General features: G+C 43.9%; 24 protein-coding genes. 13 read left to right on the plus strand and 11 right to left on the minus strand.

From position 1 onward, the window contains the following. Positions 1–118: 118 nt before the first annotated feature. Positions 119–1,300: an MFS transporter gene (locus NJR55_RS11975; RefSeq protein WP_253620156.1), complete on the plus strand. Its 1,182-nt coding sequence runs from the start codon at positions 119–121 to the stop codon at positions 1,298–1,300. Here the strand turns inward: NJR55_RS11975 and NJR55_RS11980 are convergent. Beyond that, positions 1,290–1,946 (minus strand): flavin reductase family protein, encoded by a 657-nt coding sequence (locus NJR55_RS11980; RefSeq protein ID WP_253620157.1) that lies wholly within the window; start codon positions 1,944–1,946, stop codon positions 1,290–1,292. The two genes, NJR55_RS11975 and NJR55_RS11980, sit on opposite strands and share 11 nt — an antisense overlap. A 134-nt stretch (positions 1,947–2,080) precedes the next feature. Here NJR55_RS11980 and NJR55_RS11985 point away from each other — a divergent pair, with 134 nt between their 5' ends. Both NJR55_RS11985 and NJR55_RS11990 read left to right on the plus strand, forming a co-directional pair. Further along, complete coding sequence (locus NJR55_RS11985) at positions 2,081–2,500, plus strand: hypothetical protein (protein WP_253620158.1); 420 nt, start codon at positions 2,081–2,083, stop codon at positions 2,498–2,500. Further along, entirely contained in the window at positions 2,481–2,675 is a 195-nt protein-coding gene (locus NJR55_RS11990) for a hypothetical protein (protein WP_011234794.1), read from the plus strand. Before NJR55_RS11985 ends, NJR55_RS11990 begins: the two co-directional genes overlap by 20 nt. Here NJR55_RS11990 and arfB read toward each other — a convergent pair. The 3 genes from arfB to NJR55_RS12005 all read right to left on the minus strand — a co-directional run bounded on the left by arfB (position 2,672) and on the right by NJR55_RS12005 (position 4,820). Further along, positions 2,672–3,082 (minus strand): alternative ribosome rescue aminoacyl-tRNA hydrolase ArfB, encoded by a 411-nt coding sequence (gene arfB / locus NJR55_RS11995; protein ID WP_253620159.1) that lies wholly within the window; start codon positions 3,080–3,082, stop codon positions 2,672–2,674. The two genes, NJR55_RS11990 and arfB, sit on opposite strands and share 4 nt — an antisense overlap. Before the next feature lie 42 nt (positions 3,083–3,124). Further along, positions 3,125–3,367 (minus strand): hypothetical protein, encoded by a 243-nt coding sequence (locus NJR55_RS12000; protein WP_034821363.1) that lies wholly within the window; start codon positions 3,365–3,367, stop codon positions 3,125–3,127. A gap of 70 nt (positions 3,368–3,437) precedes the next feature. Beyond that, positions 3,438–4,820: a serine hydrolase domain-containing protein gene (locus NJR55_RS12005; RefSeq protein ID WP_253620160.1), complete on the minus strand. Its 1,383-nt coding sequence runs from the start codon at positions 4,818–4,820 to the stop codon at positions 3,438–3,440. A 139-nt stretch (positions 4,821–4,959) separates the two neighbouring features. Here NJR55_RS12005 and NJR55_RS12010 point away from each other — a divergent pair, with 139 nt between their 5' ends. Then, positions 4,960–5,955, plus strand: coding sequence for a branched-chain amino acid aminotransferase (locus tag NJR55_RS12010; RefSeq protein WP_253620161.1), 996 nt, complete (start codon positions 4,960–4,962; stop codon positions 5,953–5,955). Here the strand turns inward: NJR55_RS12010 and NJR55_RS12015 are convergent. Beyond that, complete coding sequence (locus NJR55_RS12015; protein ID WP_253620162.1) at positions 5,952–6,266, minus strand: antibiotic biosynthesis monooxygenase family protein; 315 nt, start codon at positions 6,264–6,266, stop codon at positions 5,952–5,954. The genes NJR55_RS12010 and NJR55_RS12015 overlap by 4 nt on opposite strands. 16 nt (positions 6,267–6,282) lie before the next feature. Continuing rightward, positions 6,283–6,423, minus strand: a complete 141-nt coding sequence (locus tag NJR55_RS12020; RefSeq protein ID WP_253620163.1) for a DUF3149 domain-containing protein — start codon at positions 6,421–6,423, stop codon at positions 6,283–6,285. A gap of 232 nt (positions 6,424–6,655) precedes the next feature. Here NJR55_RS12020 and NJR55_RS12025 point away from each other — a divergent pair, with 232 nt between their 5' ends. From NJR55_RS12025 to NJR55_RS12055, 7 genes are all read left to right on the plus strand, one after another. Continuing rightward, positions 6,656–6,913, plus strand: coding sequence for an ElaB/YgaM/YqjD family protein (locus NJR55_RS12025; RefSeq protein WP_253620164.1), 258 nt, complete (start codon positions 6,656–6,658; stop codon positions 6,911–6,913). Then, positions 6,900–7,271 (plus strand): phage holin family protein, encoded by a 372-nt coding sequence (locus NJR55_RS12030; protein WP_253620165.1) that lies wholly within the window; start codon positions 6,900–6,902, stop codon positions 7,269–7,271. Before NJR55_RS12025 ends, NJR55_RS12030 begins: the two co-directional genes overlap by 14 nt. 8 nt (positions 7,272–7,279) lie before the next feature. Further along, positions 7,280–7,573, plus strand: a complete 294-nt coding sequence (locus NJR55_RS12035; RefSeq protein WP_253620166.1) for a hypothetical protein — start codon at positions 7,280–7,282, stop codon at positions 7,571–7,573. A 73-nt stretch (positions 7,574–7,646) separates the two neighbouring features. After that, complete coding sequence (locus NJR55_RS12040; RefSeq protein ID WP_253620167.1) at positions 7,647–8,087, plus strand: BON domain-containing protein; 441 nt, start codon at positions 7,647–7,649, stop codon at positions 8,085–8,087. Positions 8,088–8,212: 125 nt separating this feature from the next. Then, positions 8,213–8,755 carry a PH domain-containing protein gene (locus NJR55_RS12045; RefSeq protein ID WP_253620168.1) on the plus strand — a complete coding sequence of 181 codons (543 nt, stop codon included), beginning with the start codon at positions 8,213–8,215 and terminating at the stop codon, positions 8,753–8,755. After that, positions 8,748–10,256, plus strand: coding sequence for a PH domain-containing protein (locus NJR55_RS12050; RefSeq protein WP_253620169.1), 1,509 nt, complete (start codon positions 8,748–8,750; stop codon positions 10,254–10,256). The genes NJR55_RS12045 and NJR55_RS12050 overlap by 8 nt, the downstream gene beginning before the upstream one ends. 1 nt (position 10,257) lies before the next feature. After that, positions 10,258–10,845 (plus strand): DUF938 domain-containing protein, encoded by a 588-nt coding sequence (locus tag NJR55_RS12055; RefSeq protein ID WP_253620170.1) that lies wholly within the window; start codon positions 10,258–10,260, stop codon positions 10,843–10,845. 38 nt (positions 10,846–10,883) lie between these two features. On the opposite strand, the gene NJR55_RS12060 is transcribed toward NJR55_RS12055, so the two are convergent. Next, a complete protein-coding gene (locus NJR55_RS12060) occupies positions 10,884–11,510 on the minus strand; it encodes a YiaD family glycine zipper/OmpA-like lipoprotein (RefSeq protein ID WP_253620171.1) in 627 nt (208 codons plus the stop codon). Positions 11,511–11,668: 158 nt separating this feature from the next. Between NJR55_RS12060 and NJR55_RS12065 the strand changes: the two genes are divergently transcribed. After that, positions 11,669–12,484: an NAD-dependent protein deacetylase gene (locus tag NJR55_RS12065; protein WP_253620172.1), complete on the plus strand. Its 816-nt coding sequence runs from the start codon at positions 11,669–11,671 to the stop codon at positions 12,482–12,484. 72 nt (positions 12,485–12,556) lie between these two features. On the opposite strand, the gene NJR55_RS12070 is transcribed toward NJR55_RS12065, so the two are convergent. Both NJR55_RS12070 and NJR55_RS12075 read right to left on the minus strand, forming a co-directional pair. Beyond that, positions 12,557–13,126 carry a LemA family protein gene (locus NJR55_RS12070; protein ID WP_253620173.1) on the minus strand — a complete coding sequence of 190 codons (570 nt, stop codon included), beginning with the start codon at positions 13,124–13,126 and terminating at the stop codon, positions 12,557–12,559. A gap of 10 nt (positions 13,127–13,136) precedes the next feature. Continuing rightward, complete coding sequence (locus NJR55_RS12075) at positions 13,137–14,180, minus strand: hypothetical protein (protein WP_253620174.1); 1,044 nt, start codon at positions 14,178–14,180, stop codon at positions 13,137–13,139. Between the two features lie 208 nt (positions 14,181–14,388). Here NJR55_RS12075 and NJR55_RS12080 point away from each other — a divergent pair, with 208 nt between their 5' ends. Then, on the plus strand, positions 14,389–15,324 hold the full coding sequence (locus tag NJR55_RS12080; protein ID WP_253620175.1) for a D-2-hydroxyacid dehydrogenase: 936 nt from the start codon (positions 14,389–14,391) through the stop codon (positions 15,322–15,324). 85 nt (positions 15,325–15,409) lie between these two features. Here the strand turns inward: NJR55_RS12080 and NJR55_RS12085 are convergent, their stop codons facing one another. Then, complete coding sequence (locus tag NJR55_RS12085) at positions 15,410–17,134, minus strand: toxin-antitoxin system YwqK family antitoxin (RefSeq protein WP_253620176.1); 1,725 nt, start codon at positions 17,132–17,134, stop codon at positions 15,410–15,412. After that, a complete protein-coding gene (locus NJR55_RS12090; RefSeq protein ID WP_253620177.1) occupies positions 17,134–19,449 on the minus strand; it encodes a hypothetical protein in 2,316 nt (771 codons plus the stop codon). The genes NJR55_RS12085 and NJR55_RS12090 overlap by 1 nt, the downstream gene beginning before the upstream one ends. Positions 19,450–19,505: the final 56 nt, after the last annotated feature.

Genomic DNA, 19,505 nt, shown 5'->3' on the forward strand with positions numbered 1-19,505 from the left:
ATGTGTAAATATACTGTTTATTTGTACAGTAAAGTAACATAGATTGCAATAGTTGTAGCATTCGCTAAACTGCGCACTCCGAACAGGTCTTCGTTACGACAGGAAGTAAATCCGCCCTATGCAGTTCTCTAAAATACAAATTCTACTGGCCATTTTTGCAATGGCAATTGGAAGCTTTGCCATTGGTATTGGTGAGTTTGTCATTATGGGGCTGCTACCCGACGTAGCTGCAGACTTTAATACCGACACCCGGGAGACAGGCCACTTAATCAGTCTTTACGCGCTCGGTGTGGTTATCGGAGCTCCGCTTATTACCATTTTGTTTGCCAGGCTACCACGCAAACCCATGTTACTGGCATTGATACTGCTATTTTCTTTGGGCAACTTTGCCAGCGCCTCAGCAGGCAATTACCCATTACTTCAGGTGTTACGCTTTTTAACTGGTTTACCTCACGGCGCTTACTTCGGTATCGCCTGTCTGGTTGCGGCCGATATGGTTCGTAAAAATCAACGTGGTATGGCAGTAACTATGGTGATGATGGGGCTAACCGTGGCTATTCTGGTCGGAAACCCGTTAGCTACCTGGTTAGGTCAGCTTATCGACTGGCGCACTGTATACCATACCGTAGGAGCTTTAGGCTTACTGGCCTTTGTCATGATTTTCATTGTGGTACCCAAACATCCTAATGAGAAGAAAACTTCAGCCCGTGGCGAAATGCAGGCATTACAAAACCCTCAAGTCTGGCTTACACTGGCCATAGGAGCCATTGGCTTCGGTGGAATGTTTGCGGTATTGAGCTACATAGCTCCAACACTGATAAACGCCACCGGGTTGGATTCTCACTGGATACCCGTTGCTTTATTTATCTACGGACTGGGATCATTCGCCGGTAGTTTGGTCGGCGGCTGGGCCGCCGACAGAAATCTGAAATTAACCATCGGCGGCTCTCTGGTGTGGTCGGCAATTGTGCTGGCAATTTTTCCCTTAACACTACAGAGTCTCTGGACGGTGATGCCTATGGTGTTATTACTCGGTAGTTCTGCCGCGCTGGTTCCGGCTCTGCAGGTACGTTTAATGGATGTCGCCGGAGAAGCTCAGACTTTAGCAGCATCTTTAAACCATTCCGCTTTTAATGCGGCTAACGCCTTAGGTGCCTGGCTGGGTGGTCTTGCTATTATTTCCCCGCTTAGCTGGCAAGGAACCGGTTGGGTTGGGTGCGCGCTGTCGCTGGCCGGCCTGCTATTATTTTGGGTCACTAAAAAGCACAGCCGAAGAACACCCAACATAGTTAGTCTTTAGGCTCGCCTTCTGCATCTAATTCACTAAGCTCCTCATCGGGTTTCGCATAAGACAAACGCGCAGCCCGCTGAGTACTATGATACCCATCTAGCCCTGAAATTGTCATTGTCCCAAGCGATTCTATATCAATAAAACCATCGCTTTTCACCGCCTCTTCTTTAACTTCAACCCAACGAACTTCCCCAACAATTAATGCAGTGTCGTTATGTTGTATCGGAATAATTTCAACCTGCTGCATACCTATTCTGAGCGAACTTTCGGCTACATAAGGCGCATGAAAACCGTCAACAAATTCCGGCGTCAGGCCACAAGCTTCAAACTCTGATGTTTCTCTGGGGTACCGCGCTGATGTCTGATGTGCTTGACGAAAAAAACTTTCGTTAACTTGATTAATCGTATAAACACCACTTTCTTCAATGTTTTCCCAGGTATGCCGGGTAACTGACTGGGGACGCATAACAAACCCCAATAAAGGTGGATTACTTCCCAGGTGAACAACAGAACTTATCATGGCTAAATTATTTTGCTGATGCCGGTCCCGGGTTCCAATGACATTGGCACTTTTAAACCCGGATAAACAGTTCACAAAACGCGCCCTGTCACGGTCGTTCATTTTCGCTAAATCTTGCTGTTTGTAGGTTTTCATTGAAGCTCCAGTTTATTTTTTTTCGGCTATCTATACGTTTTATTTCGCAATTACGATCGTTTACAAATAACTTGTTGCGAACCATTATCATTTGCGTTAGCTTGTTTAATTAAAGCCAGAATAAAGGATGCATAATGACCAACGCCTATCAAGAGTACTTTAACTCTCAGGAAAAGCTGAAAATAGCGAGCTCATTGCTCAGCCGAAAAGATTATCGCGCCGCAACCACGTGTCTTAGCCTGGCACGCGACTCAGCAAAACAGGCCTTCAATGAGCCGGTGCTGGCGGGTAATGCCATCCAAAGCTTTACAACCTGTTCCATTCTGTTAATTGCTACCCATATTCGCTGTCGACAGAAGCTACAAGCGTATGAGTTTCAACAAGAAAGTGTTGAACAGCTGACGTCATGGCTTAGTCAGGCTAGAACTCAGCCACTAGAAGAGTTATGTCGCTACTGCTATCAACTCTTAATTACCGGATGTCAGCATTCTCGTTGTCTGGGGCACTGTATGCAACAATTAGAGGAATCCGGTTATGCGCATGAACAAACCTGAACGCTTACAACTTTCAATGAGTAAAGAGCAACTTAAAAAACTGCTGCTTGAGCAAAAGTTAGTCGCCAGTGATATTCGTTGCAGTGATTACTGCAGTCAGTGCGAGCTTAAACAATTGATACTCGAATGCGCCAGAATAAACTGTTCCGGCTCATTGCAGAACTTCGACGGTTAGAAGTCTTTCTTTCGAAGTGCTTTTTTCTGTCCCTGCTGCTTTTTAGTGGTTAGTCGTCTTTCTTTAGCCGAACGGCTGGGTTTCGTCGGAATGCGTTTTTTCTGAACCTGCGATGCGCTGCGGATTAAATCAATTAGTTGTTCCAGTGCCAACTCTCTATTACGCGCCTGACTGCGAGTTTCCTGAGACTTGATAATCACTTTTCCGCTTTGGGTAATACGGTGGTCAGATTTTTTTAGCAAGCGATTTTTATAAAAGTCTGGAAGTGAAGAGGCCTGAATATCAAAAATGAGTTGAGCCGCAGTTGCTACTTTATTCACGTTTTGCCCACCCGCTCCACTGGAACGGATAAACTGCCATTCAATTTCGCTCTCTGCTAACTCAACTCGTTGTGATATCTGAATCATTTTTCTCTTTATTACCAAAAAAATTAAACGATTTTACTCATATTACTCAGCAGGTTGGATAAAGTTATCTATACCTTCTTCTTTCAAAGCGTCGAGGGCTTCAGCAAGCGCATCGTCTTCGTTCTCAAACGCATCTTCCCAAAGCGTTGAATTATTATTCTCATCAACAATTTCCAGAATCCAGCCGCTGTCCTCGGTACGGTAAATATCTATCTCTACATTTTTACCGTCAGCACTGTATTGTTGGGTATGTTTGCTTTGAGTTACTTGCTGTTCTTCGTTCATAATAGAGTCTCTGTATACGTCCGTATGGTGGCAACAGTCTATCACTGTTCGGCTTACCTTGAGGGGGTTTTTATAGGGCTTTTAGTACATCCCGCACAAAGTCATGCTCGTTAAATCCTTGTTCACCAGCAATATCATAACCACGACGAACCACCACTAAATTCTTTGAAGGAATAACGACCAAAAACTGTCCCCTGTTTCCACGGGCAGCAATGGTATCGTCAGGCAACTCAGGAAAGCGCTGGTTATAAAGCCACCACTGCGCACCGTAGCCCGGAGCATCTTCCGGTGGCTGAGCTGGTGCTGGCATACTAATATAATCCAACCAGCCTTCCGGTAGAATTTGTTCTCCCTGCCATTGCCCTTCCTGTAAGTGCAAAACACCCAAACGAGCTAAGTCACGAGACGTCGTCCACACCTGAGAAGATAAAATAAAGTCTCCGCGCCAGTCGGTTTCGACAAAAGTATGCTGCATTCCTATCTTTTCCAGCAAAGCTTTATACGGAAATTGTAAGTACTCTTCAGTTGTATCAAAACGTTCATGCAGTGCTCTTAAAGCCAGCATAGTGTCGTTATTAGCGTACTTCCAACGACTGCCGGGAGTCACTTCAAGTGCTGTTTCTGTTGCCGTGTCGCTTACAAGTCCACCGCCCATATAAACCCGATCGGTGCGATTTCCTGCGTTATTACTGTCTAAACCAGACGCCATGTGCAACAGATTTTCTAAGGTAATATGTCCGCGCGGATCGAGCGGATGTGACCAGTTCGAAATACCAGCAGGAGCATCCAGCTCTATTTTATTTTGCTGAATAGCCGCACCAATAACGCTGGCACCTATGCTTTTTGCAACGGACCAGGTACGCTGCGCCGTCTCAGGGCTAAAACCTTCAAGATAACGCTCAGCAATAATTTCATCCGGCGTCACAATTAATACTGCCGAGGTACGCGAACCAGAACCATACTTCTTGGTAAAGGCCTGTTTTAGTACGGACTCTAACTGAGCATTATCACTTGTCGCATTAACCTCTGCTCGTTTTCCCCAGGGGGCTCCACTGTCCTTATCCGCTGCTTTGTCCCCACGAAAAGGATCAGCAAGAAACTTAGCGTCATCAACGGTAGCACCCACTGGTAAATCGACGCAGCCAAGTTTTGAGCGCCAAACTGAAATTCGTTCCCGACGTCCGTCATCGTAAGGCACCCTCACCCAGTTATTTTCTTTATCAACTTGTGGCTCCATACCTTTTACGCGCTCAGCAATTAAAGAATAAATTCCACTCAGTTCATGCTCCCTAACTTGTGCCATCGACTTATTAGCGTTAAATACGGCACTACAGGTAAAACCTGCAGTATAGCCAGCGGCATAGGCATTTAAGGTTGTTTCAGTTTCTTCAGCCTGAGTGTACCCGGCCGCCAGCAACATGCCGGCCAGAGTTATTTTTAATGTCTTATTCATTTATCACATACCTGTAGGCTCTTTATCACAGTTGCTCAATGTACGAGCATGATGCAAAAGAAGCAAACCGCCAGAGTCATCCGAATGTTAAAAATTATGGTATATTACTGCGCATTATTTTCTAGATCAGGACAACCCTATGGCAGCCTTTGGCACCGTATTTATGCCACAAATGACGATGGCAACTTTCGAGAATTCAGACTGGAGTAAACCTGAATTAGTCTCTTCTGACGCAATACAGTTACACCCCGGAGCTCATGTTCTGCATTACGCCAGCACCTGTTTTGAAGGATTAAAGGCGTTTCGTCATGAAGATGGCACTATCAATCTATTTCGTATGAACCGCAACATTGAGCGCATGCAGCAAAGCAGCCGCTTGCTTTCATTACCGGCATTTAATGCCAGTTTGCTGCAAAAAATGATTACAGATGTCGTGAACCACTTCAGCGACGAAGTTCCGAAACCACCGGGTTCAATGTATATACGCCCTACTCACATTGGTACCGAAGCGGCGATTGGCAAAGCCGCCTCACCAACCAGTTCATCAATGCTTTATGTATTGTTATCGCCTGTCGGTGATTACTTTTCCGGTGGTGATAAAACCCTACGCTTGTTGTTGGAGGAAGACGGTTCACGTTGCGCAGCTCACATGGGTATGGTTAAAAGCGGCGGCAACTACGCCAGTGCATTACAACCTATTCTTCAGGCACGGGAATCCGTAAATGCGGATCAAGTGCTGTTCTGCCCTAATGGCGATGTTCAGGAAACGGGGGCCGCTAACTTCTTGCTTATTGACGGCAATGAAATTATCACCAAAGCACTGGACACCAGCTTCCTGCATGGCGTAACCCGAGACTCTATTCTCACCATTGCGCGCGATATGGGCATGACAGTATCGGAACGAGAGCTTAGCGTAGACGAACTACTGGAGCGCGCCTCAAAACCTGATAGCGAAGCTGCTTTATCTGGCACGGCCGCGGTACTTGCGCCGGTTGGTACTTTGATTCATAACGGAAAAGAATTTTCGGTCGGTAATGGAAAACCAGGCGCTACCACACTGAAATTACGTAAAGCACTGAACGATATTCAGTGGGGCAAAGCGGAAGATAAACACGGTTGGCTAACTAAAATCTAATCTTTAGGCGGCAATACCACCCATTCAGGGTCTTCGAATTCGCCTAAAGGTGTTATTTCACAAAATGGGGCAGCACTGCGAATAATATTGGCCACTTCGGAGTTATGTTGCCCTTCCATAGCGTCACGGTTTTCCTTGCTATCCCACGACGCTATGGCTATTAACGTTTTGTCATCACCGATTTTGCGGTGTAACTCCGTACCTCTGGCTCCTGGCGCTCGCTGAATAATTTCACTGGCTTTGACCCAGGCTTCCGCATATTCCTCCGCCGTATGACCTTCTTTGATACGAACTTGAAAAATATACTTCATAAGTTTACCTATAGCGTTATTTACGTTTCTTTTCTGATTTAACCATTTTTAAGTAAAAGAAAATAGCGTAAAAAACACACATTCCAATAACAATAGCTAAACCTGTAAAAGAAAAAAAGATGACCGGATCTTTAAAAAACTCTTGCCATAAACTCATGGTTATTCCCCTGTTTGAATTCTTGATTTCAGTTTATTCAAACTTGACAATGACCATATTGATCCCAATCAATAACAAGAATAACACTGATTTTTTTAGGGCTTTTTAATTTATTCCCATCGAATACCGGAAAATATCCATCTTTATAGTTTGTAAAGCAGTGTAAAAGATTTGCGTATATCCGAATTTACGTCTTTCCTTATAGGTACATTCAATAAAAACCGAGGGTATTATGAGTAACAATCAAGCAAAAGCAGAAGACGCGGTAAACAAATCAGCAAATAAAGCTCACGACACCATCGATAAAGTGGCAGATGCAGCGAAACAGGCTTCTGACAATTTAGGAAAAAAAGGGCAAGATCTTAAAGCGACAGAAGAGAAATGGATGTCTACAGCAACTGACTACGTTAAAAACAACCCACTAAAATCTGTTGGGATAGCAGTTGCGAGTGGTTATTTACTGAGTAGGTTGTTCAGTGACCGCTCATAAGCAATCTGAAACGAACGAAACAGAAAGTTTGCTTGAGCAAGTTCAAGCGCTGGAGAGTGAAGTTCGTGGCGTTGTAAAAACACAACTCCAGCTCGCGGGTATGGAAACCCGACGAGCTGGTGAGAGCTTCGTCCGCATGGTCGCCTTGGGCGTCATTGCTGCTTGCTCAATTTTCACAGCCTGGGCAGTATTAGTAGCAGCTGCTGTGATAGTTATCGTGAATAGCAGTGTATTATCGCTGACAACGGCACTTATTATTGTGGCTGCTGTTCATCTGGCCGCTGCCTTTTATATTGTAAGATATATAAAACGAAGAAGTCGCGATCTGCTTTTTGCAGAAACGGCCAGCAGTCTTTAGGAGGGCTTATGCCATCAAGCCTTGATTATCAAATAGAGCAAGCCAAACAAGACCTTAAGCTTCATAAGTTGGCTGTAAAGGTTCGCTCTAAAAGCGTGGTTTCGACGACTTGTGACAGACTCGCGTCCCCAGCGGTTCTTGGTTTTGCCGTAGGCACAGGTTTTTTTATCGGAAAAATGTCGGACAGACCTAAAAAAGTTAAGGCTCCCGGCGAGAAAAAATCCCCCACAAATGTAGTGATAAAAATACTAAGGGTTTTCGCTGGTGTACAAAGCGCCAGCAGTTTTGCAAAACATCTGTAAAGGTGACCGTAAACTTTCACAGATAACGCTATAGTGATTGTGGTAATGATTTTTCAATAACAGGAGGTTACCCATGAAGAACTTTAAAATGGCACTACCAGCAAGTTTAATCGCAATTTCAATGCTGACTCTTTCGGGCTGCAGTGAAGCTGAAACCGAAAAAGCGGAATCAAAAGCTGAAAATACTATGCAGGAAGCTGAAAATAAAGCTGAAAACGCGATGCAAGAAACCGAAGAAAAAGCTCAGGAAGCAAAAAGCTACACTGAGCAAAAAGCTGAAGACGCTGGTGAATATGTTGATGATGCTGTCATCACCACTAAAGTCAAAGCTGTTATCTTCGAAGACGATAACCTGAGCAGCATGGATATCAATGTAGAAACGAGCAACGGAATTGTTCAATTATCAGGTTTTGTTGAGAACGAGGCTGATATCGATACTGCAGAGAATCTAGCGGCTACCGTAAAAGGTGTTAAAGACATCGAAAACGATATTCAGGTTCGCGAAGAAAATTAATCATATTTTTTAAATACTCCCTGAAAAAAAGCGGCTTGTCAGCCGCTTTTTTTATATCCTCAAAACTAGAACATAAAGTAAATTACTGATAACTTTACGACATAACAAAAATAAGAATCTAAACTATGTCAAAAGATGCATTTAGCAATCACCCCATAACACCTGAAGAGCTTCCGCAGGTAAACTCTCAGTCCTTTACACCTCTAAGTAACACCTATATTAAGGTCAACCTAATGTGTCGCTTAGTTTTTTGGTTGATGGTGGTGAGTGCCTTATTAATTATTTATTGGCAGCCTTGGATTACTCTTCATAAGCTGCTCGAACTTTATTTGCCTCAGGTACAATTAGCTGCCGGAGGATTTGGCTTATTAAGTTCGGTTTATGGCATTTTAGCTGACAAAAATAAAGGGTACGCCATAAGAGAGCACGATTTTAGCTATCGTAGTGGTGTCATATTCCAGTCAGTAGTCAGCCAGCCTATTTTACGTATTCAGCATGTTGAATTAAAACATGGCCCCATTGACCGCCACTTTGGACTGGCTAGTTTGGAGATTTTTAGCGCCGGCGGTGCCATGCATACTTTCGCAATACCGGGTTTACCAGAAGAGAAAGCTCGCGAAATCCGTTCCTACGTACTAACTCATAGCGATATCGCGGCAAATGACTAGTTACCAGAATCAATGGCTAAAGCTATCACCTGTAGCGATTGTTTATTTCGCTGTTCAGTTTATCAAAACCATTGGTAACAACTTATTTTATTTACTGCCGGCTATTTTTGTTGGCTACAACCAGTTTTCTGAAAATGCCTTGATAATAATATCGGGACTTGGCGCTCTTTTAGTATTTGTTGCCATCTCCGCTTTGCTCAAATTCTATTTCTATCAATACCGGTTGAGCGAAGGTAGAGTTCAAATTCATTCCGGAGTGTTCCAGAAAACACATATCGACCTTCCCTTCGAGCGAATACAGAATGTCCGTTTTGAACAACCCATTTTTTACCGTCCGACGAATCATGTCTGCATGCTTCTCGACACCGCCGGTTCCAATAAACTCGAAGCAAAAATTATCGCTTTACCCAAAAACATAGCCGAGTCTCTAAAACAAGAAATACTTGCTTATAAAACTGAAAATACTCATGAAGCAAATGACCAGGAACCGCAAACTAACGAGGAGCAGCTTCTAAATTCACGTTCTATGCGTGATTTAGTAATTCATGGCCTGGCCAGTAATCGTATCTGGATTGTTTTGGGGGCATTAGCTCCTTTCTTTAACTCGCTTTCAGAGAAGTTTGTTAAAGGCATAGAAAGCTTTGGGGTGGATGTTGATGCGCTCATGGCCTCTTCACAATACGCGTTCTGGCAGTACGTATTATTTTTCTTTTCTATCGCCTTTGTTGTTATTGCCTTAATGGCACTAATTTCTATCCTGGGCTCTGTAATTACATTCTACGACTTTAAGTTAACTCGTAGCGACGATCGTTATATCCGCCGCAACGGCCTTTTTACCCGTCACGAAGTTGTTATGAAACTGTCGCGGCTACAAATGATTGCTTTACAGCAAAACTGGCTTGATCGTGCACTGCAGAGAGTTAACTTAAAATTCGAACAACTCAACGCCAACCTTGAGCGCCAGTCGGCAGGAACTTCAGGTGGAAAAATTATTGTGCCATCGGTTACTCTCGAAGAGGCTCATAACTTAGCGACGGAAACCTGGCCTAATAATCAATTAAGCAGCATAAACTATAATCCGGTCAGCAAGCGACTCGCTATTAGAAACACGCTCATCGCCTTTTGGCTGTTTGTTCCTCTTGCCGCCGTGCTTACTTATTTTGAAAAAACGGAGCTGGCGACAGCTTCAATTGCTGCTTTTATTCTGTCTACCGCCTTTATCATTTTAAGCTGGAAACGCCGCGGCTATGCAATTGACGATAACTTCATTTATCTCAGAAAAGGCCTTATTGGAGTGAGTTATCGCTGCTTCCCTATTCATAAAGTTCAGCAGACAACGTTCTCGCAAAGCTGGTTTATGCGCCGCTTTCAGTTATGTTCCGTAAAGTTTGTCCTGGCTTCTGGTGGTCAGACTCTGCCTTTTATTAATGCTAGAATCGGTGAAGAACTCATAGACTCCTGCCTTTATCAGGTGGAAGCATTGAAAAAATCCTGGATGTAATATGGAATTACCTTTCTCGCAAGCCTGTGAAAACAACAAAGACCCAATACTCGAGGTTCTTAAAACGGCGTTTTCAGACTGCACTCGAGTTTTAGAAGTAGGCAGTGGCACCGGTCAACATGCCGTATACTTTGCCAGCCAACTCCCTAATATTCACTGGCAAGCCAGTGATCAAAAAGAATATCTACCGGGAGTAACGGCCCGGATAAAACAAGAAGGTGTAACCAACCAGCCGTTACCGGTCGAATTTAATGTATTTAAAGGCGCTCCAGAGGGAGAATTCAACGCTCTTTTCACCGCAAATACCTGCCATATTATGCCCAAAGAAGGGGTTGAAAGGCTCTTCGAGCATTTGGGAGGCGATCTTAGTAGTGTGGAGCGTTTATGTATTTACGGACCTTTTAACGACAACGGTCATTTTACCAGCGACAGTAATTGCCACTTTCATCAGTCGCTGCAATCGCGTAACAGCGACATGGGAATACGTGATTGGCAATGGATTGCGGAGCTGGCCAATCAGCAAGGCTTTGAGCTGAAAAAGATGCACACTTTGCCAGCCAATAACCAGTTGCTGGAATTTCAACGTTAGCCCTTTATCAATCAAGGGCTAACGAAGACGAAAACCCGTTATTGAGTATTAGGAACAATACGTAGTTCTACCCGACGGTTTAACTGACGCCCGCTTTCGGTATCGTTATCAGCAACAGGCATACTTTCTCCATAGCCTTCGGTTGTGACCCTGCGTGAGTCCACGCCGTTACCTACTAAATTATTGCGTACGGCATTAGCACGATTTAACGACAGTTGCTGATTGTATTCAGCGGAACCGGTGCTATCGGTGTGCCCTTCTATCAACATAGTGGTTTTTTCGTATTTTTTCAGTACTCGCGCAACATCATCCAGTACCGGATTGAAGCTTTGAGAAATATTCGCACTGCCGGTAGCAAATGTAATGTTACTGGGTAACTGCAAACGGAGATTATCTCCGTCGCGTATCACTTTCACGCCACTGTCAGCCAGTTCTTCCCGGAACTCTTCTTCCTGCTTGTCCATATATGAGCCAATAGCACCTCCGGCTAAGGCGCCAACTGCGGCTCCCCAGACATACCGGCTTTTATCATGATCCCCAGTGCCTTTACCGAGCAAAGCCCCTGTCACAGCACCTATAGACGCCCCTTTTTGGGTGTTGCTCATATTTTCACAACCGACAAGTACTAACGAAGAAAACATCATAGTCAAAACTAACTTTTTCATACTCTAACTCCATCAAAACAATGAATGCCCTGAAAACTAGCATGCTTTAGTATAGTCACAGATGAGATTTTCGGATTTTTTACGTGACTTATTTTCTCTTAATGCCCAGCAGTGATACCTTATAAAAAGTAGTAGCTGACATACGCGTTTCCATCAATATGACAATAACTGATCCTACCGAGGCTCGTAAGGCTCTAATGACGTTCTTACGGGACAATGCCCCCGTAACAGTCATTACCGGAGCTGGCATAAGTACAGACTCAGGAATTCCGGACTATCGCGATAATAAAGGCAAATGGAAGCGCACACCTCCGGTTCAGCATCAGGATTACATGCGCAGCGAAGCGGTACGAAAAAGATACTGGGCGCGGAGCTTATTTGGCTGGCCGGTGCTTTATCACGCTAAGCCTAACTCAGCGCATTACGCGATCGCGGAATTACAGCAGCAAGGTCTTATTGGCTGTATTATTACGCAGAATGTCGATGGCCTGCACCAAAAAGCCGGAGCGACACGCGTTATTAACCTGCACGGATACGCCAACGACATGGTCTGCATGAACTGTAGGGAAATTACCCCACGGTTGGATATGCATGAGCGCAGTCTGAAATTGAACCCGGACTTTGCTGCTTTAGAGGCAACCGCCGCACCGGACGGTGATGCTGACCTTGAAGCCAACTTTGAATTATTCAAAGTTGCCGACTGCCAAAGCTGCGGTGGTATTCTAAAGCCCGATGTCGTGTACTTTGGTGACAATGTGCCTCGCCCGCGGGTTGAAGAAGCTCAAAAGGCGCTGGAAGACAGTAACGCCCTCCTCGCTATTGGCACCTCGCTTATGGTCTTTTCCGGCTATCGCTTTGCCCGCCAGGCTCATCAAAGCAATCAACCTGTTGCCCTGTTAACTCTGGGAAAAACACGAGCCGATGACCTCGCAACATTAAAGCTAAACTGCTCTATCAAGGACGTACTAGCATGAACTGGAGGCAGTTATTCTTTCGAGCTTAAGCGCCCGTTATGCAATTAACGGGCTTTCGGGGGAGCAGAAGTATTAAATATTCGGTTTATACTCAAAACCTTCTTCAGCCTGAGAGTCAGAGAAGGTTTTTATTTTCTCTTTATGGTTCAGCATGGCGTTAACCAATGAATTTGGAAACACTTCAATACCGTTGTTAAAGTCTTCTACGTTCTGGTTAAAGATGCGAATTGCCGCACCAATGTTTTCCTGCTGGTCTGTAATTTCTCTCATCAATTTCTGATAAGTTTCTGAGGCTTTCAGTTCCGGGTAGTTCTCGACAGTAACGTTCAGGCTTTTAAGCAGCTCGCCAGTTCTGGCTTCCGCCTGCTCAAGCTTAGCCGTATCGACTTTACCACTATCCAGACCCTGCAGAGCGCTACGCAGTTCGGTCACTTTGGTCAAAGTGCCCTGTTCGAACTCTTTATAATCTTTCACGACATCTTCTAAGTGCGGAATAATTTTATTTTTTTGACGCTCTTGTGTAATAACGTTAGCCCATGCTCTCTCGACAGCATTTGCGCGGCTAATAATGGCGTTATATATAGCAATAACGGCTATTACTAAAACAAGGGCTATGCCAATGGCTATCCATGTTCCTGTCATTGTTTTACTCCTAAAAGTTACTGTCCAGTTTGGTCATTACATAGTGGATAAAATCAAGCGATGCCTTTAACTTTGCAAATTCCTGCTCGCCATCCAAGGCTTCAATAAAGGCCTCGTAGTCGCATATCTTAGCCTCTTTAGTTGTTGCAATAAGGTCTTTGTCTGCAAACGAAAGACACAAATCACCAGCGTCATTCACCTCAAAATTCACTTGCGATAGTACCTCAGAAAACTCTTCAAAAGCGATAACCACGGTTGGTTTCATCGCTTTAGCAGCTTCTAATTCACTGGCAGCGACCACTTTAAATTCTTTGTTAAAACGGTTGGAGGCTGGCTTATAGGTTGCTTTTCCTGCCCCCGGAAGGCTAAAACCTACAACAGCAACATTGCGTAACAAGCCAAAAGGCAAAATAAGCCCGTAACGATCATAATGATCGTACACTTTCTTTCTGCGTGTTCTTACCTCACCTTTGCTGTCCGTATAGGTTTCAGTGACAATCCGCTCATCAACATAGTGAAAGTGATAATACTGATACTGAAACGAATATTCGCTGCCACTGTAGCTTCCATCATAAAGCGCACGAATTTCACGTTTGTAATTGCCCCGATTAAAATCACTGAAGCGCTGCTGGAACTCATTTGACGCGGCTCTGCTTTCAAATACAGCAGGTGACAAGTCATTATCCAGTAAACCATCGCGTTGTAGTAATGCATGCGACGCCTTTGCCATCAGCCTTCCCGGGTAAAAAGCAGTTATTCCGGCAACCAAAGTTAAAACACTGCCTACGGCCAGAATAATCCAGGTACTTTGCTGAAAACGTTGCCATTGAGACCAGTCCCAGTAAGTTAATGCAGCGGTTGCCAGCAAGAACACGGCAAAAGCTATCCAGTAAGCTTTCATATTAAACTGATAACTTCCGGAAAAAGCTTTCAAGTCATCAATAACAGCATCAAGATTTTCCCTTGTGCGGCTATTAAGCGCCTGCGTTTTGGTCTGTTTTAATAATTCAATAAGAGCTTTGTTGTTTTTCTGATAGAGCACGGCAATCAACATAGAAACTAGTTAAAAATAGGTGACCATTTTAATGCTTAGACTTTTTCAATACCAGTCAATAATTGTAAAGCTATGTTCATAACAATCTGATTTTATGACTCTAAATGGCGCTAAAAAAACGAAATTAAGCCTAATTAAATGCGTTTTCATAATTTCTGGTAAGATGCTTAGCTCCTATGCAAACAAAGACGCCATTAAGAGGTAATTAATGAAAGCTGTCATACTCGATGCAGAAACCCTGGGCAAGGGTATTGATCTTTCCGCCATTGAAAAGTCCGTCGGCGAACTGGTTTTATATGATTCAACAACGCCCGAGCAGGTTAATGAGCGAATTAAAGATGATGAAATTGTTATAACGAATAAAGTCGTCATTAATGAACAGGCTATTGAGACCGCTGAGCAGCTAAAGCTAATTTGCGTGTTAGCCACCGGAATGAACAATATTGACTTAGCTGCAGCAGAAAAGCTGAATATTCCGGTTAAAAATGTTGAAGCTTACGGTACACAAAGCGTGGTTCAACATACTTTAATGATGATGCTCTCTCTGGCGACTAAGCAACCCGTTATGCAGAAACGCGTCGCCGCCGGTGACTGGCAAAGTTCGTCCATGTTCTGCCTGTTAGACCCATCCATTATTCAACTGGCCGGGAAGAAGTTAGTTATTGTCGGTTCTGGCGAGCTCGGCCAGGAAGTGAAAACTCAGGCGGAAGCTTTGGGTATGAAGGTTGAGTTCTCAGCACGCCCCGGAAAGAAAGATGACCCGCGACCAACGCTAAATGAGCTGCTACCTTCGGCTGACGTTATCTCTTTTCATTGTCCGTTAACGGATGACACCAAAAACTTGCTTAACGCAGATAATCTCAAACTTTGTAAAAAAGACGCTCTAATTATTAATAATGCCCGAGGTGGTGTTATCAATGAACAGGATGTTACCGAGGCGCTACGAGCTGGAAAAATTGGTGGTGTTGCCGCTGATGTCCTGCCTCAGGAACCACCTAAAGATGGCAACCCGTTATTAGATGCGATGAACGAAGGATTAAACCTGATTGTCACGCCTCACAACGCCTGGACATCACCTGAAGCGCGTCAGCGTATTGTGGAGCTTACTGTCGAGAATATTCGGAGTATTCAGGGAAAGAACTAAAACTGGATTAACTTTCAAATATTCATGTGTTGGCAGCTATTTTCACGCTGCCAACACGTATTAATCAAGGTTAATGAGTTTCCGTTTAAGGGAATTCGCTCAGTTCGAATTCATCCTCAAAGCGTTGTTCTTTCAACCTTCCATCGTCGTAAACCGAGATTGAAAACGGTTGCCCTGATTGTGTATAAGACCAACTTTTTCCATGTCGCCTGTCTCTTTTATACTCGCTGATATTGTATAACGCACCTTGGTCAGTGAAGTTGACAACAATACCGTCCAGGTAGCCGTCACTATCGAATGACTCAACGCCACGCAAGTAACCTTGTGGAGAATAAGTACGCCACTCCCCTACTTTAACGCCGTTTTCATAGCTTCCCCGGGATATTTCGTAAGGTGCATAGCCAAGAGCAACTTGCCATTCTCCCTCGCGTTTACCCTCGACATACTCACCTTCAACAACGAGTTCACCGTCGGCGTACTCCTGATAACGCCCGTCTAACAAGTCATTTTTATAGTGCTCGCGTAAACGTAAATTACCATTTTGACCATAGACTTCACGGACTCCATCAAGTTTACCATCATCATTATAATGCTCGTTTATAGAACCGTAACTGTCCTCTGAGACCCATTCACCAACTTTCTTCCCATGATCATAATCGCCAGAAGCCGTAATGTTTCCATCTTTATCAGTTATTGTATAAGGGCCGTGCCGCTTACCTTCAACAAAACGCACTTTTTCCAGACCATTTCCATATCTCGAAATATAAAGGCCATGCAGATCGTATCCTTTAAACTCACGGCGGTCTCGCACGTTTCCGTTTTCATCATAGCTTTCACTTAAACGCCAGCTATTATCAACGGCTTGACGGTTTAAGCGAGTCAATTTTCCTGAGTCGTCGTACCATTTTTTTTCTTCGACTAAACCGTGTTCGGCGGTTTCAACATGTTCGCTTGAACGGGTTAACTGACCCTTTTCATCATAGCTACGAGACGTCATTAGTTTTCCGTCGTCGTTACGCTCTTCATAGTGCTTTAACTCGCCACTTTTATAGTAAAGCTTCGTTTCACCTACCCGCTTACGGTTTTTATATTCCTGTGTTCGTTTAACTGAACCATCTTCATAATAGTCAGTCGATAAACCGTTAAGCACGCCATCGACATAAGACGACTTCTTGACCAGGTTGCCGTCGGAATCCCAGCGTTTCCCTATTCCCTGTTGCACATCATCTTTGTATTCCGCTTCATACATAACCTGGCCATTTTCATAATAATGGCGTTTTAAACCATTACGTTCATCATCTTTCATGGTTTGTTCGGTCAGCAAATAACCTGTCGATGCGTAAGTTCTATATGGCCCGTTAAGTTCACCATCTTTATAGGTCATCTCCCGCGTTTTACTGCCATCTTTAGCATAAACAGTGGCTTTACCTTGCCGCTCACCGGTAATATCTCGGTAACCTTCCGAGCGTAAACCTCCAGACTCAAAGTAAGTTTTATAGGCCCCAATGGCTATGGCTTTTTCAAAGTCCAGAGAATCTGAGCCGGTTTCATAATAAGGCCCACCGTCAATGTAATTGATAAAAAGGCGAAAGCCATTGTCTGTTTTTTCTACTTTATCTAATAAATATTTGGCTTCACTTCTGTCATCGGTTGGTTGTAATTCATCATCCAACCATTTTATTTGTTTCTCAGCTTCTGCCACTGTCTTTGGCGCTTCGTTATCCTGACCACTTTGCTCGGTAGAAAAAGCAAAGGCATTGGACACAATTAAACTGGAAGCGATGGCAAAAAGTACTTTACTGAAAGTCATTAGTTAGCCTCCTGTAAAGATTCAAAATCAGGCATAGGGGGCAATTGGTGAGGCCATTCTTTTTTAACCGGCTCACCTTTAGCTACGAGTTTCTCAACCTTGTGTACTCGCCCACCAATACGTAGAAAACCTTCATCGGACACAAAATCAATAAACTCTGAGTTTAAATAGTCAACAGAATAACGCTCATCATCCTGCGGCAAGACAGCTAAGGCTTTTCCGCTGGCATTCAAGAAACGGTACTTTCTCAAAAAGTCACTCATAGCAGTTTCCGTTTCTCGCTCTTTCCAGTCTTCACCCAACAGTGCATCAACCGGTATCATCCAGCTTTGCTCTCCTAATTCTATATCTACCTGCTGCCATTCAGGGTGACCATCGCAATCCAGCTCTACTTTAACTTCGGTATCATAGAAAAAGCGCTGCACACCATCTTCGGTCATTAATTGATAGACCACTTTTTTGGGCATTTTTAAGCTCGATAGCACATTACGCCCATTAGGATCAGGGTTCTCTTTCATGACCAAGTCAGTTTTATTGTCGTCACGATTAGAAGTTACACTTACCTGGCAAACCGCAGATTGCTCAGGAGTTAAGGTCAAATATAACTGGGGGAGGTCAAAGCTTACCGGTTCTACTTCTTCTAGTTTGGAAGAGCTAAACTTTAAATCCTGATCGTTCACTGATACTTCTCTGGCATCAGACTTAAACAAAGGAACGGTATCAACTGGTGCTATCGTAGTATCACTTCTGAGCGTTTCTTCATCATAAAAAGTCACTTTTTTCTCAGAAATTTTATTATCTGTAATATGGTTAAATTTAAGCTCAATTGTTTCGGGCAGCTCGTCCTCAAAGTTCAGTCGCATCTTCACTGAGTAACTGCCGCTTTTCGTAATAGCCAAAGCCCGGCTTTCAGCATCGGAAACCCACTGCGGAGAGCTTTCATCTTTTGAGAAAGTTGACAATACGGCACCACTAACGCCATTTACCTGGCTGTCGAAGTAAGCATCGTTAGTTGACGTTAATGTCAATTCGAAAACGTTATCGTCTTCGGTCGGTACCAAAATGGCCTTGGCACCTTCCATATCAATGCTCGAGCCGTCTTTCTCAATTGGGAAGTCAACAATTTCAAAACTTGTCTCGTAGCGTTCCAGAGTCGCTTCTATTGACGTCATTTTCCCAAGGTTATCAACGACATCGGTCCACCCTAGCGGAAGCGCATGTATTGTCGTCTCTGTTTTCTCATTATTCATGTCCGTGTAGGTAAAAATAGCGCTTTCGTACAAATCAATATCCAGCGGGTTACCGTCGCTATCTTTGCCTATAAGCTCTTTCACTTTAATCGACATTGAGCCCATTTGTTCAAAGCTCACTCCCGGATGAATATATCTCATAGAAATCCGGCCGCCATATAACTCTAACTGCCCGGCATCATTTGCAAACACCTCAGCATCGCTGGCTTTATCATTCGGGTTCAGTTCACTAAAGTCCGTATTATCAATTTCAAAAGGTTCTGAGTAACGCAGGTACTCAAGATCCTGACCATACAACCAGTCTTCCGGAAATATAGAAGTCACCATTCGCATAGAACCATTGGATGCAGGCACTCCCTCGGGAAGTGGCATATCCATAATCATGGTCAAGCGTTCAGTCCAGCCGGTCGCACGCTCTAAAATGACATAACCAAAAACACGTGCTTCATCATTTTCACCTGCCGCTGATAAAGTCACCGTGCTATCGGTAAAGTCTTCAACCGTGAAGGTTATTTTAGGTAAAGGGCTTTTTAATTCGACTACCTGCGTCGCACCTTTTTCAACTTTTAAACCGGTAATAAACCCCGGACGTCCGAACTCGTCGTTTAATATTTCTTGTAAAGGATCCAACCCTTGCTTACGAAAGTCTTCGGGCTCCTCGTGAATGATAAAATCCACCATTGCGCTAGTGTCTTTATCAATATCAACAGTGAATCCGGCATCCATCATTTTGCGAATGCTATCACCGGAGCTGCCGCGACCATCATCTTCAAAGCTTGTGAAATCTCCTTGCGGAAATTCCATTCGCATAAACTGAGGTTTCATTCTTATGCTGTAGACATCGGATTTATCGGACACTTCATAGTCAAGTAACATCATAGTTTTGAGTTTTTCTGAACGTTTACCGTAACTGCTCTCAACTTTAATATTGGTATCTGAGTACAGTTGGTAACGTCGCTGTTCACCGTCCTCTGGTTTAAACGATAAGGTCGTTGGCGGGCCACTTTCAGAACAAGCGACAACGAGAAGAGCTGAAAAAGCCACGAATGATAGACGCCCTAACATAAGCTTCCTTTAAATTTATAAATGAATATGAATAACATCATATGATAAGCAGTATT

The sequence above is a fragment of the Idiomarina rhizosphaerae genome (assembly GCF_024159085.1).
GTDB lineage: Bacteria > Pseudomonadota > Gammaproteobacteria > Enterobacterales > Alteromonadaceae > Idiomarina > Idiomarina rhizosphaerae.